Origin of the sequence: Bradyrhizobium sp. AUGA SZCCT0177 (genome assembly GCF_018130125.1) — a bacterium.
Lineage (GTDB): Bacteria > Pseudomonadota > Alphaproteobacteria > Rhizobiales > Xanthobacteraceae > Bradyrhizobium.
On sequence record NZ_JAFCMA010000011.1, the window covers coordinates 1 to 13899 of the forward strand.

At 64.2% G+C, this 13899-nt stretch carries 11 protein-coding genes; 6 read left to right on the plus strand and 5 right to left on the minus strand.

Annotated elements, in window-relative coordinates; translation table 11 throughout:
* Window positions 1-421 precede the first annotated feature (421 nt).
* From JQ597_RS14625 to JQ597_RS14645, 5 genes are all read left to right on the plus strand, one after another.
* Window positions 422-1222, plus strand: coding sequence for a crotonase/enoyl-CoA hydratase family protein (locus JQ597_RS14625; RefSeq protein ID WP_192737098.1), 801 nt, complete (start codon window positions 422-424; stop codon window positions 1220-1222).
* Between the two features lies 1 nt (window position 1223).
* Window positions 1224-3119 (plus strand): feruloyl-CoA synthase, encoded by a 1896-nt coding sequence (locus tag JQ597_RS14630; protein WP_212264975.1) that lies wholly within the window; start codon window positions 1224-1226, stop codon window positions 3117-3119.
* Between the two features lie 46 nt (window positions 3120-3165).
* Complete coding sequence (locus JQ597_RS14635) at window positions 3166-3927, plus strand: SDR family NAD(P)-dependent oxidoreductase (protein WP_212264976.1); 762 nt, start codon at window positions 3166-3168, stop codon at window positions 3925-3927.
* A 132-nt stretch (window positions 3928-4059) separates the two neighbouring features.
* Complete coding sequence (locus JQ597_RS14640) at window positions 4060-4479, plus strand: acyl-CoA thioesterase (RefSeq protein ID WP_212264977.1); 420 nt, start codon at window positions 4060-4062, stop codon at window positions 4477-4479.
* Between the two features lie 114 nt (window positions 4480-4593).
* The gene (locus JQ597_RS14645; protein ID WP_212264978.1) at window positions 4594-5745 is read left to right on the plus strand and encodes an ABC transporter substrate-binding protein; all 1152 of its coding nucleotides are present in this window, start codon (window positions 4594-4596) and stop codon (window positions 5743-5745) included.
* Between the two features lie 119 nt (window positions 5746-5864).
* Here JQ597_RS14645 and JQ597_RS14650 read toward each other — a convergent pair whose 3' ends face one another.
* The 3 genes from JQ597_RS14650 to JQ597_RS14660 are packed head-to-tail and all read right to left on the minus strand — an operon-like array spanning window position 5865 to window position 9408.
* Entirely contained in the window at window positions 5865-6596 is a 732-nt protein-coding gene (locus JQ597_RS14650; RefSeq protein WP_212264979.1) for an ABC transporter ATP-binding protein, read from the minus strand.
* The gene (locus JQ597_RS14655; RefSeq protein WP_212264980.1) at window positions 6593-8362 is read right to left on the minus strand and encodes a branched-chain amino acid ABC transporter ATP-binding protein/permease; all 1770 of its coding nucleotides are present in this window, start codon (window positions 8360-8362) and stop codon (window positions 6593-6595) included. Before JQ597_RS14655 ends, JQ597_RS14650 begins: the two co-directional genes overlap by 4 nt.
* 5 nt (window positions 8363-8367) lie before the next feature.
* Window positions 8368-9408, minus strand: coding sequence for a branched-chain amino acid ABC transporter permease (locus JQ597_RS14660; protein WP_212264981.1), 1041 nt, complete (start codon window positions 9406-9408; stop codon window positions 8368-8370).
* A gap of 176 nt (window positions 9409-9584) precedes the next feature.
* Here JQ597_RS14660 and JQ597_RS14665 point away from each other — a divergent pair, with 176 nt between their 5' ends.
* Window positions 9585-10103, plus strand: coding sequence for a MarR family winged helix-turn-helix transcriptional regulator (locus JQ597_RS14665; protein WP_212264982.1), 519 nt, complete (start codon window positions 9585-9587; stop codon window positions 10101-10103).
* A gap of 121 nt (window positions 10104-10224) precedes the next feature.
* Here JQ597_RS14665 and JQ597_RS14670 read toward each other — a convergent pair whose 3' ends face one another.
* Window positions 10225-12321, minus strand: coding sequence for a sensor domain-containing protein (locus tag JQ597_RS14670; protein WP_249147869.1), 2097 nt, complete (start codon window positions 12319-12321; stop codon window positions 10225-10227).
* Between the two features lie 229 nt (window positions 12322-12550).
* A complete protein-coding gene (locus tag JQ597_RS14675) occupies window positions 12551-13834 on the minus strand; it encodes a glycerate kinase type-2 family protein (protein WP_212264984.1) in 1284 nt (427 codons plus the stop codon).
* Between the last annotated feature and the right edge of the window lie 65 nt (window positions 13835-13899).

Below are 13899 nucleotides of genomic sequence, written 5' to 3' on the forward strand. Positions count from 1 at the left end.
AAGCCGTAAAGCCATTGCGCAGGGAAGGCCGGGTGTTCTCCGCTGCCCTGTATGCTCGTGTGCATTTTGTTTTGTGCTAACCGCACACGAGACCGCGGGTGCAGCGCGCACCCGGTCTTCCCTGCGCCCTCTCTATGAGAGGGCGGGAAGTTTCTGGCAAAGCTCGGGTGCAATGCGCCGCGAGAAGGTAAAAGTGCGTTCAGTGCACGGTGCAGCTACAAACACCGCTGTCGTCCCGGCCTTGCGCCGGGACCCATACGCCGCGGCCCATCCGTTAGAGCGCTGGCGTTAGAGACCTTCTACTACCATGAGCGCCGCGGCGTATGGGTCCCGGCCTTCGCCGGGACGACAATAGTTAGAGGATTGACTCCCTCGCCAATAGTTATAAAATATAACTATTCTGGACGGGAAACAATAATCCATGGGAAACGCCGCTTCCGCAACCGCTGACCAGGCTGGATTGCTGACCATCGAGAAATCAGGCGCGGTGCTGACCGTGGGTCTCAACCGCCCCGCCAAGCGCAATGCGCTGAACGATGGCATCATCCTCGCGATCCAGGATTGCTTCGCCAATCTTCCCGAAGGGACCGGCGCCGTGGTCATCCATGGCATCGGCGACCACTTCTCCTCCGGCCTCGATCTGTCTGAACTGACCGAGCACGATGCGACCGAGGGCCTGCGGCACTCGCAGATGTGGCATCGGGTGTTCGACCGCATTCAATACAGCCCCGTGCCTGTCATTGCGGCGCTCAAGGGCGCGGTGATCGGCGGCGGGCTGGAGTTGGCCTGCGCCGCGCATATACGCGTCGCCGAGCCATCAGCCTATTTCGCGCTGCCCGAGGGCCAGCGCGGCATCTTCGTCGGCGGCGGCGGCTCGGTGCGGCTGCCGCGGCTGATCGGGGTGGCGCGGATGACCGACATGATGCTGACGGGCCGGGTCTATTCCGCGACCGAAGGCGCCGCCTATGGCTTCTCGCAATATCTCACCGAGGCCGGCGGCGCGCTGCCCAAGGCGCTGGAACTGGCCGAACGCGTTGCGGCCAATGCGCCGCTGACCAATTTTGCGGTGCTGCAGGCATTGCCGATGATCGCGGAAGCCAATCCGCAGGCCGGCCTGCTGATGGAGTCGCTGATGGCCACGGTGGCGCAGAGCGACAAGGAGGCAAAGCGCCGGATCCGTGAATTTCTCGATCGCAAGACCGCCAAAGTGAAACCGACCTGACATGAGCGCCAAGCCCAACATGTCCCCGATTGAAAGTGCCGGTCGCAGCGGCAGCACCCATCCGCTGCGCGCGATCTCGTTCGGCAATCCCGACGTCACGGTCGATCGCCGCGATGACGGCACCATCTATCTGCGGCCGAAGCTCAAACTGCGCGACTACCCGGTGCGCATCACCGATCGCCTGCATCATTGGGCCCGGGAAGCGCCCGAACGCGTCTTCATGGCGGAGCGCGACGCGACGACCGGCGGCTGGCGAAAAATCACCTACGCGCAACTGCTGACCTCGACGCGGCGCATCGCCTCGGCGCTGCTGGCGCGCGGGCTTTCGGCGGAAAAGCCGATCGTGATCCTGTCAGGCAATTCGGTCGACCATGCGCTGCTGGCGTTCGGCGCGCTCTATGCCGGCATTCCCTTTTGCCCGGTGTCGCCGGCCTATTCACTGGTGTCGCGCGATTACGGCAAGCTGGCCTTCCTGATGAAGCTGTTGACGCCCGGCCTCGTCTTCGCCGACGACGCCACGAAGTTCGCCGATGCGTTGACCTCCAACGTTGCGCCGGGGACAGAGATCGCAGCAACACGCGGCGAGGTGCCCGGCCGCGACGTGACGCTGCTGTCGGACCTGCTGGCGACGCCGGAGCATTGGCGCCTCGACGCGGCCCACGATGCCATTGGCCCGGACACAATTGCAAAGTTCCTGCTGACGTCAGGCTCCACCGGTAATCCCAAGGCCGTCATCAACACCCAGCGGATGATCTGCGCCAACCAGGTGATGCTGCGGGAAACGCTGGCGTTCCTGATGGACGAGCCGCCGGTGATCATCGACTGGCTGCCGTGGAATCACACATTCGGCGGCAACCACAATATCGGGCTGACGCTGTTCAACGGCGGCTCGATGTATCTCGACGAGGGCAAGCCGATGCCCGGCGGCATCGAGGAGACTGTGCGTAATCTCCGGGAGATTTCGCCGACGGTCTATTTCAACGTCCCCAAAGGCTATGAATCGCTGCTGCCTTATCTGCGCGAGGATGCCGCGCTGCGCGCAAAATTCTTCGGACGGCTGCACGCGATGTTCTTCTCCGGTGCGGCGCTGTCGCCGTTCATCTGGAACAGCCTCGACGAGCTCGCGGTGCAGGAGACCGGTTTTCGCATACCGATGCTGACCGGCCTCGGCGCCACGGAAACTTCGCCGTTCTTCATGTCGGTACGTCCCGACACCAGCCGCTCCGGTCATGTCGGCCTTCCCGTGCTCGGCAATGACGCAAAATTGCTGCCCAACAATGGCAAGCTGGAAGTCCGCGCCAAGGGTCCGAACGTCACGCCGGGGTACTGGCGTCAGCCCGAACTGACCGCCGCGGCATTCGACGAGGAAGGTTTTTACAAGTTCGGCGACGCGCTCAAGCCGGTCGATCCCGACAATTTCGACGCCGGCTTCGACTTCGATGGCCGCATCGCCGAGGATTTCAAGCTCGCCAGCGGCACCTGGGTCAGCGTCGGTCCCTTGAGGGCGCGGTTCGTTGCGGCATGCGCGCCTTTGGTGCGCGACGTCGTGATTGCCGGCATCAACCGCGACGAACTGTCGGCGCTGGTGATGCTCGATCTCGACGGCTGCCGTCTGATCAATCCAAAACTTCCGGCGAACGACCTCGCGGCAGCGGCATCCGATCCGCTGATCCGCGCGGCGTTCCGCGAGCGGTTCCAGAAGCTGCTGGCGGATGCCACGGGCTCGTCGACCCGGATCACGCGCGCGGTGCTGTTCGATGCGCCGCTGTCGATCGATCGCGGCGAAGTCACCGACAAGGGCTCCATCAACCAGCGCGCGGTGATCGAGCATCGCAGCGCGCTGATCGAGCAGATCTATTCACCGGCGCCGCCGGCGCAGGTCATCACGCTGAAATGAACTCCAGAAACCTAACTTCGAGAAGATTCTACCAGGGAGAAACACAATGCAGTTGAAGGACCAGGCGGCCATCGTCACCGGTGGCGCATCCGGATTGGGCGCCGCCACCGCGCGCCGGCTTGCCGCGCAGGGCGCCAAGGTCGCGGTGTGCGACCTCAACGCCAAGCTCGCTGAAACCGTCGCCGCCGAAATCGGCGGCGTCGCCGTTGTCTGCGACGTCTCGGACGCCGCCTCGGCAGAAGCGGCGGTCGCCGCCGCCGCGAAGGCACATGGCCCGGCTCGCGTGCTGGTCAATTGCGCCGGGATCGGCGTCGCCAAGCGCGTGATCGGCAAGGAAGGCCCGATGGCGCTCACCGATTTCGACCGCGTGATTAGGGTCAATCTGATCGGCTCGTTCAACATGCTGCGGCTCGCGACAGCAGGCATGTCGAAGCTGGAGCCGCTTGAGTCAGGCGAACGCGGCGTCGTGATCTCGACCGCCTCGGTCGCGGCCTATGACGGCCAGATCGGGCAATCAGCCTACTCGGCTTCCAAGGGCGGCATTGTCGCGATGACGCTGCCGATCGCGCGCGAGCTGGCGCAGTTCGGCATTCGCGTGCTGACCATCGCGCCCGGCCTGTTCCTCACGCCGCTGCTGGCCAATTTGCCGCAGGAGGCGCAGGACTCGCTCGCCGCCTCGATCCCGTTCCCGCGCCGGCTCGGGCAGGCCGACGAGTTTGCCTCGCTGGCGCTGCATATGATCGACAACCCTTACCTGAACGGCGAAGTGGTGCGGCTCGATGCCGCGCTCCGCATGGCCCCGCGCTAAGTATGGTCCGTTTACTTCTCCCTCGCCCCGCACTTGCGGGGAGAGGGTCGGGGTGAGGGGCTCTATCCGCTAACCCCGGTGTCAATTGCTGGACCTGTACAATTCAACGTCATGAGGCTCTAGGGATATCCAATGTTCGTTAACCGGCGCGACGTGCAGATCCAGTGGGGCGATTGCGACCCCGCCAACATCGTCTACTACCCGCGCTATTTCGCGATGTTCGACGATTCGACCTCGATCATGTTCGAGGCGGCCGGCTTTTCGAAACAGGACATCATCCACAAATACGGCCTCGTCGGCATTCCCATGGTCGATACGCGGGCGAAATTCCACATTCCGTCGACCCATGGCGACTGGATCAGGATCGAAAGCCGGATCGAGAGTTTCAAGCGCTCCAGCTTCGAGGTGGTCCACAACGTGTTCAAGGGTGAAGCGCTGGCGATCGAGGCGTTCGAGACCCGCGTGCTGGTCGGCAAGCATCCGGACGATCCCGCGCGGCTGAAATCGGCTCCGATGCCGCCGGAGATCATCGAGCGGTTCATGCGGGGCTGAGGCATAGATGGCTGACTTGTTAGCTGACTTGGCGCGTTGCATCACCTAAAGAAGGGGCTGAATTGGCGACCAATTTTTGATCTAAAATTAAAACAATATCCAAGGGAGGAATGAATGAAGAAGTTTTATCTGTCCGCTGCCGTGATTGCGGCGTCGCTGGCGCTGCCGGCCGTGCCCGCGTTGGCGCAAGCCAATGAAATCGTCATCGGCATCACCATCGTCACCACCGGCCCGGCCGCGGCCCTTGGCATTCCCGAGCGCAATGCGCTGGAATTCGTGCCGAAGGAAATCGGCGGCGTGCCGCTGAAACTGATCGTGCTTGACGATGGCGGCGATCCGACCGCCGCCACCACCAACGCGCGGCGCTTCGTCACCGAATCCAAGGCCGACATCATCATGGGTTCGTCGACCACGCCGCCGACGATTGCCGTCTCCACCGTCGCCAACGAAGCCGGCATTCCGCATTTCGCGCTGGCGCCGCTGCCGATCAACGAGGCGCGCATGAAATGGTCGGTCGCGATGCCGCAGCCGATCCCGATCATGGGCAAGGTGCTGTACGAGCACATGAAGGCCCACGGCATCAAGACCGTCGGTTACATCGGTTACTCGGATTCCTACGGCGACCTCTGGTTCAATGATTTCAAGGCCCAGGCCGTTCCGATGGGCATAGCCCTGGCGACTGAAGAGCGTTATGCCCGTACCGATACGTCGGTCACCGGCCAGGTGCTGAAGCTGCTCGCCGCCAATCCCGATGCGGTCCTCGTCGGCGGCTCCGGCACCGCCGCGGCCTTGCCGCAGGCCGCGCTGCGTGAGCGTGGCTACAAGGGCCTGATCTATCAGACCCACGGCGCCGCCAGCATGGACTTCATCCGTATTGCGGGTGCGGCGGCGGAAGGCGTGATCATGTCTTCCGGTCCGGTGATGTCGCCGGAAACCCAGCCCGACAGCGCACTGACCAAGAAGCCGGGTCTCGCGCTCAACGCCGCCTATGAAGCCAAGTACGGCGCCAACAGCCGCAGCCAGTTCGCCGGCCATTCCTACGACGCCTTTGAAGTCCTCAAGCGCGTCATTCCGCCGGCCCTGAAGGCCGGCAAGCCGGGCACGCCGGAATTCCGTGAAGGCATCCGTCAGGCCCTGCTGACCGAACGCGACATCGCCGCCAGCCAGGGCGTCTACAACTTCACCGAAAAAGACCGCTACGGCCTGGATGACCGCTCCCGCATCATCCTGACCGTGAACAACGGAAAGTACGTTCCGGCGAAGTGAGTCTCAACTCGATCCGTCATGGCCGGGCTTGTCCCGGCCATCCACGTCTTGGTCGCAAAAGATAGACGTGGATGCCCGGGTCAAGCCCGGGCATGACGTCGTTGGGTTCAGTGCTAGAGCTAAATCGCGCTCTCGCCCTCGTGCGTGAAGCCGAGATAGCTCGCTGCGACGCGCGCGTTGGTGGCGATGTCGCTGGCGGGGCCGCTCAGGACGAATTCGCCGAGCTCCATCACGTAGGCGCGGTCGGCGATCTTGAGCGCGGCTTGCGCGTTCTGTTCGACCAGCAGCACCGAGACACCGGCCGCTCGTAACTCGCCGATGGTGCGGAAGATGTCGGCGACGATGATCGGTGCGAGGCCGAGGCTCGGCTCGTCCAGCATCAACAGTTTCGGGGCGCCCATCAGCGCGCGGCCCATCGCCAGCATCTGCTGCTCGCCGCCGGAGAGCGTGCCGGCGAGCTGCTTGCGCCGCTCCTTCAGCCGCGGAAACAGCGCATAGACCCGCTCGAACGATCTCGCCGCAATCGCCTTCGGAATCCGGAACGCGCCGAGCTGCAGATTGTCCTCAACGTTCATGGTGCCGAACAATTCGCGGTGCTCGGGCACGAGGCTCAGTCCAACAGCGACGCGGTCCTCGATGTCGAGGGAAGCCATGTCCGCGCCGGCGAAAGCCGCCGATCCCGTGAGCGGCAGGATGCCCATGATGGCGTTAAGCAGCGTCGTCTTGCCGGCGCCGTTGGCGCCGATGATGGTGACGATCTCGTTGTCGGCGACTTCGAGCGATACCGAGCGCACCGCCTCGACCTTGCCATAGGCGACATGCGCATCGCTCACCCTCAACAGCGCGCTCATGTGGTGGCTCCGAGATAGGCCTTGATCACGTCGGGGTTGGTCTTGATATCAGCCGGCGTGCCCTCGGCGATCTTGGTGCCGAAGTCGAGCACCACGATCCGGTCGGCCAGATCCATCACAAAACCCATGTCGTGCTCGACCAGAAGCACCGACATGCCGCCGTCACGCAACTGGCGCAGCAATGCGGCGAGCCGCTGCTTCTCCATGTGGCGGAGGCCCGCGGCGGGCTCGTCGAGCAGCAGCAGCAGCGGATCGACGCACAGCGCGCGCGCGATTTCGACGATGCGCTGCTGGCCGAGCGACAGGCTTCCCGCCAGCTGGTCGATCTGGTCGCCGAGGCCGACGCGCTCGATCTGGCGCGCGGCTTCCGCCAGCAATCGGGCTTCATCTGATCGGTCGAGCCGGAACATGCTGGAGATCGCGCCGGCATGGCCGCGCAGATGCGCGCCGATCGCGACGTTCTCGAGCACGGTCATGTCGGGCACCAGCTTGACGTGCTGGAAGGTTCTGCTGACGCCGAGCTTGACGACTTCCTGCGGCGGCGCGTTGTCGACCTTGGTGCCGAGCACCGAGATCGCGCCGCCGGTCGACGTCAAAACCCCCGTGATCAGGTTGAAGGTCGTGCTCTTGCCGGCGCCGTTGGGGCCGATCAGGGCAACGATCTCACGCGCCCCGACGTCGAAGCTGACATCGTTGACGGCGATGACGCCGCCGAATTGCTTGCGCGCCTTGTCGATATGCAGCAGCACCGAAGGTGTCGACGGCGCCCGCACCCGCGCAGGCAGCTCGAGCGAGGTGTCAGGGATCTTGCGGGCCGGCTTGAATGGCAACCTCGACATCAGCCAGGGCCACACCCCGGTGGGCGCCAGCTGCAGCAGCACGACCAGCAGGATGCCGAACACGATGGTCTCAAGCTGGCTCTGGCCGCCGAAAATATACGGCAGGTAGCTCTGCAGGATCTCCTTGAGGATCACCACGATGCCGGCGCCGAGCACCGCGCCCCAGACATAGCCGGCGCCACCGACGACGGCGATGAACAGATATTCGATGCCGGCCTGTGCGCCGAACGGCGTCGGGTTGGCGGCGCGCTGGAAGTGCGCATAGAGCCAGCCGGAAAGCCCGGCCAGCATCGCCGCATAGATGAACACCAGAAGCTTGGCGCGCGGCGTCTGCACGCCGAACGCTTCGCCGGCGATATGCCCGCGGCGCAGCGCGCGGATGGCGCGGCCGGTGCGGGAATCCAGCAGGTTCATGGTCAGCAACGCCGAGAGCAGCACGGCGATCCAGATGGCGAAATAGATCGTGCCGGGATCGAGCATCCGGAAGCCGCCGATGCTCAGCGGTGGAATGCCGGAAATGCCGTCATTGCGGCCGAGGAATTCGAGCTTGCTGAACAGATAAAACAGCCCGATGCCCCAGGCGATGGTGCCCAGCGGTAGATAATGGCCGGACAGCCGCACCGTGACGATGCCGAGCAGGACCGCCGCGATGCCGCTGACGAGCAGCGAGAGCGGCAGCGTCAGCCATGGCGACACGCCGTAGGCGGTGGTCAGCACCGCGGTGGTGTAGGCGCCGAAGCCGCAAAACGCCGCTTGGCCGAACGAGGTGAGGCCGCCGACGCCGGTCAGCAGCACGAGCCCCATCGCAACCAGTGCGGCAAGGCCGATATTGTCCAGCAGCACGATCCAGAACGGCGGTATGCCCGGGATGAACGGGATCACCGCCATGACGATCGCGAAGATGATGAGGGGAAGCCGTTGCGTCATCGCCGTCAGTCCTTCTCTTCCTCGACCGCGGGGGCTGCGAGCGAACGCAGCACCAGCACGGGAAGGATCAGCGTGAAGACGATGACCTCCTTGAAGTTACTGGCGTAGAACGAGGAGAAGGCCTCGACGCTGCCGACCACCAGGGCGGCGACCGCCGTCAGCGGATAGCTCACCAGCCCGCCGATGATGGCGGCGATGAAGCCCTTCAGGCCAATCAGGAAGCCGGTGTCGTAATAGAGCGTCGTGATCGGCACGATCAGGATTCCCGAAATCGCGCCGATCACGGAGGCGAGCAGGAAGGCGATCTGTCCCGACAACGTGGTCCGGATGCCGACGAGGCGGGCGCCGAGGCGATTGACGGCGGTGGCGCGCAGCGCCTTGCCCATCAGCGTGAAGCCGAAGAACAGCCACAGCGCGATGATGAAGGCGATGGTCAGGCCGTAGACGGCGATGCTCTGGCCGGTGAAGCGCAGCGGTCCCACCGTGAACGCCGCATTCGACAGCGCAGGTCCGCGCAGGCCTTCGGCGCCGAAGAACACGAGGCCAAGGCCCTGCAGCGCGAGGTGGCAGCCGACCGAAGCGATCAGCAGCACCAGCACCGAGGTGTGCGCGAGCGGCTGAAAGGCGATGCGATAAAGAAACAGCCCGATCGCCGCGACGATCAGCAGCGACAACGCGATATTGATAGCAATCGGTGTTTTGGGACCGGCCAGGGCGTAGGTCAGCGCCAGGATCGCCACCGGCAGCACGATGTTGAGCAGTACCGAGCGCGCCACCAGCTTGAGACGGAGCGAGCGCCGTGCCGCATACAGATCGAGGCCGAAGGCGACGACGCCCATCGCGACCGCCAGCCGCGCCGTGCCCGGCACCTGACCGGTCGCCAGCATGGCGTAGCTCAGCGCGCCGAAGGTAACGAATTCGCCCTGCGGGATCAGGATCACGCGCGTGACGGCAAACACCAGCACCAGCGCAAGCCCGAGCAACGCATAGATCGCGCCATTGGTGATGCCGTCCTGCAGCAGGAACAGCATGATCGTCGTGTTCAAGACTGGCGCTCCCCCTCACGCGTCGCGCCGGTCTCGACCCTTAAGGGCTAGCCGGCGGTCCGATATCGGCAGTTGAAAGAAGCCGACATTTGATATAGTCTATAACAATTATCAAACATAACCTCAAGGCCCGGACCACTGGCGGACCTTTTTATCGGGATTGCGAGCCCCCTGCGATGACAGTTTCCAAGGCGGCCACTGACGCCGTCAAGCCTTCCCGCGCCCACGGCAAGGAAGCGGTCGACGGCGCTGCGGAGAATGCCGCCCTGCAAATGGGCGAATTGTCCGACCTGCTCGGCTATTCGCTGAAGCGCGCGCAGCTGAGGGTGTTCGAGGACTTCCTGCGCTGCGTCGCGCCGCTGCAGCTGACGCCGGCGCAATTCTCGGTGCTGCTGCTGCTCGACAAGAATCCCGGCCGCAACCAGACCGAGATCGCCAATACGCTCGGCATCCTCCGGCCGAATTTCGTGGCGATGCTCGACGCGCTGGAAAGCCGCGATCTCTGCACGCGGATGCGTTCGACCAACGACCGCCGTTCCCACATCCTGATGCTGACCGACAAGGGCCGCGCGGTGCTGGCGCGCGCCAAGAAGCTCGTCGCCACCAAGCATGAAGCCCGCCTCAACGAAGTGCTGGGGCCGGCCAATCGCGTCGCGCTGCTCGATATGCTGTCGAAGATCGCCGCCGAGTTTTAGCTACACTGTCATTCCGGGGCATCGCGCAGCGATGAACCCGGAATCTCGAGATTCCCCGATGTGCAATTGCACATCTGAGGTTCGCGCTTGCGCGCGCCCCGGAATGACGGCGGTGGATCGATCAAGCCGCGACGATACGTCCAGCGATTGCCTTCGCCCCATTCCCGTTCAGGAACAGCCGCTCGATCTCACGGGCGGGAAGCGGCTTGCTGAACAGGAAGCCCTGCATCTCCGTGCATCCTTCGGACGCGATGCTGTCGAGCTGTTCCTTGGTCTCCACGCCTTCGGCGGTGGCCGTCATGCCCATGCCATTGGCGAGTGCTGCGACCGCCCGCACGATGTTGAGCGAGCCCGAATTCTCGGTGATGTCCTTGACGAAGGAGCGGTCGATCTTGATCTTGTCGAACGGAAAACTCTGCAAATAGGTCAGCGAGGAATAGCCGGTGCCGAAATCGTCCATCGCGATCCGGATGCCGAGTTCCCGCAACTGATGCAGCACCGCGAGTGTCGCTTCCTTGTTGTGCAGCAGCACGGTCTCGGTGATTTCGATCTCCAGCCGGGCCGGGTCCAGTCCCGAGGCGGTAAGCGCGCCTGTTATCACCTGCATCAGGCCGGGGTTGCGAAACTGCACCGCCGAAATGTTGACGGCGATGTGGAGGTTGCCGGGCCATTGCGCCGCGGTGGTGCAGGCCTGGCGGATCACCCATTCGCCCATCGGGACGATGAAGCCGATCTCTTCGGCCAGCGGAATGAACGCGGCCGGAGAAATCAAGCCCTTGGTCGGATGATTCCAGCGGATCAGGGCCTCAAATCCGCTGATCTCGTTGCTCGCCAGATTGACGACGGGCTGATAGTGCAGTTCGAACTCGCCCGCCGGCAGCGCCTTGCGCAAATCCTGCTCCATGACGCGGCGCGTCTGCATCTGCAGATCCATCACCGGCTCAAAGAAGCGAAACGTGCCGCGCCCGTCGCCCTTGGCGCGGTACAGCGCGAGGTCTGCACTCCGCAACAGCTTGTCGGGGCTGTTGCCGTCGCCGGGTCCGACCGAGATGCCGATGCTGGCGCCGATCACGGCCTGGTGACCATCAAGGTCGTAGGGTTCGCTCAAAAGGCCGATGACGCGCTGCGCCAGCGACGTTGCGTCGGCCGGGTCCGCGATCGGGGCCTGCACGATGACGAACTCATCGCCACCCATTCGCGCAATGGTGTCGGTGTCGCGAACCAGCCCGCACAGGCGCTCGGCGACGATCTTCAGAAGCTTGTCGCCGGCGTGATGGCCAAACGTGTCGTTCACGGCCTTGAACTGATCAAGATCGAGGTGATGAACCGCGACCGTTTCCTCGCGGCCCATGGCGTGTTCGAGCCGTTCGTTGAGCAGCACCCGGTTGGCGAGTTCGGTGAGCGAATCATGGTGGGCCATGTATTCGATCTTGACCTCGGATTGCCGCTGCTCGGTGATGTCCTCGTGCGTGGCGACCCAGCCGCCGCCGGGCATCGGCCGATGGCGGATCTTGAAGGTGCGTCCGTTCTGCAGTTCGACGATGCTGTCTTTGGCGACGTTGGAAACCGCCACATTGGTACGCCAATGGAGATATTCATCCCGGGTCATCGCGGGGAAGCTGCCGGCTTCAAAGCGAAGGTCGACGATGTCCGTCAGCGGCGTGCCGGGTCCGACGCGGCCGAACGGGATGTCGTACATCTCGACGAAGCGGTCGTTGCACACGATCAGGCGGTGGTCGGCATCGAAGAAGCACAGCCCCTGCGACATGTTGTTGATCGCGGTGTCGAACTGGAAGTTTCGTATCCGCAGCGCCTCTTCCTGCTCCTTTCCCAGCTCGTACTGGGTCTTCAGGCGGGCATGGAGTTCTTCGCGCTCGGTGATGTCCTCGTGGGTCGACATCCCGCCGCCGCCGGGCATCGGGTAGACCGTGTAGGCGATGATCCGCCCGTCGGTGAACTCCTGAAACGTGGTGTCGAGCGCGATGTTCTGTCCGACGCGGGCGCGAACGTAATCATCCGGCGCCACCGCCACCTTCAGGCCGAGCTTCAGCCGGTGCCGGATCAGTTCGCTGGTCGGCGTGCCCGGCTTCACCTGTTCCGGCGAAAGCCCGTACATCTCCGCGTAACGTCTATTGCAGAAGACGACTTTCCGCTTCTCATCGAAGACGACAATTCCAAGCGACAGATGATTGATCGCCTCCTCGAGCCGCGCACTCAAGTGAGCGGGCTCGGGACGGATAGGTCCCGCAAAAGAATGCACCATTTCCCGTGTTCCCCTGCCGCGATTTGCGGCACCCCGGCAATAAGGAGGGTCCTATTAAGGACGAGGCTGGTGAATTGCAGCTTTGAGAGGCGGCAATTGTTCGTGCATTCCCGCGAACGTCCTCAACAAAACGTTAATGCCATCGGCCTGGGCGGATATCAAATCGAAGGACCACGGCCCAAATTCAATCGACCAGGATCACCCTGACGTCGTTGACATTGGTGAGCGTCGGACCGGTCAGCAGCAGATCGCCCGTTGCCACAAAGAAGGCGGTGGCGTCGTTGTTGTCCAGATAGGCCCTGGGATCGAGACCAAGCGATTTCATCTTCGCAAATGTGGTCTGGTCGATCACGGCCCCGGCGGGATCGCTCGCGCTGCCGGCGCCGCCATCGGCGCCGTCGGTATCGCCGGCCAGCGCGCAAATGTCCGGTATCTCTTTCAAGAGGTCCGCCAGCGCCAGCGCATATTCCTGGTTGGGGCCGCCGCGGCCATTGCCGCGCACGGTCACCGTGAGTTCGCCGCCCGACAGGATCGCGGTGCGCTTGCCTTCGCTGCGCGCTTTCAGCGCCAGTTGGACGTGAGCGGCAGCGACCTCGCGTGCCTCGCCTTCGAGGTCGGCGCCGAGACCGATGATGGCGTAGCCCGCATCCTGTGCGATCCTGATCGCCGCATCGAGCGAGGCCTTCGGCCGCGCGATCAGTTCGAACCGCGCGCGCGTGAACGCGGGATCGCCGGGCTTGCAGCTCTCGTTTTTCGGGTCGTCCAGCGCACGCCGAACCGCATCGTCGACGGCGAGATTGTACTTCGCGACCAGCGCGCGGGCGTCCGCCAGCGTGGTCGGATCCGGCACCGTCGGCCCGGACGCGATCGCGGACGGATCGTCGTGCGGCACGTCGGAGATCGCCAGCGTGACGATTTCGGCGGCGCGGTGGCCTGCGCGGGCCAGCCGGCCGCCCTTGATGCGCGACAAATGCTTGCGGACGATATTCATCTCGCCGATCGGCGCGCCGGAACGCAGCAGCGCGCGGTTCACCTGCTGCTTCTGCGCGAATGAAACGCCCTCGACCGGGGCGATCCAGTTCGCCGAGCCGCCGCCCGACAGCAGCACCAGCAACAGGTCGTCGGCGGTTGCCTCGGCCGCGAGACGCAGCGTGTCGTCGGCCGCTTTCAGCCCGGCTTCGTCGGGCACGGGATGGCCGGCTTCGACGACCCTGATCCGCCGCGTCGGCACGCCGTGGCCGTGCCGCGTGGTGGCAATGCCGGTGAGGCGCTCCGGGTCGAGCGCGAGCGTATCGAGATAGTATCGCTCGGCGGACGCGGCCATGGCAGCGGCGCCCTTGCCGGCGGCGAGGCAAATCACGCGGCCCCTGGGTGCGGGAGGCAAATGCGCCGACAGCACCACATCGGGATGGGCGGCTGCGACGGCCGCATCGAAGATCGCACGCAGGAGGGGACGTCGGTCGGTCATCGGTTCACGGCAAGCCAGAGATCGCGAATGGAAGACCGGTTATCCATCCAATCGCCGCAAAAGAA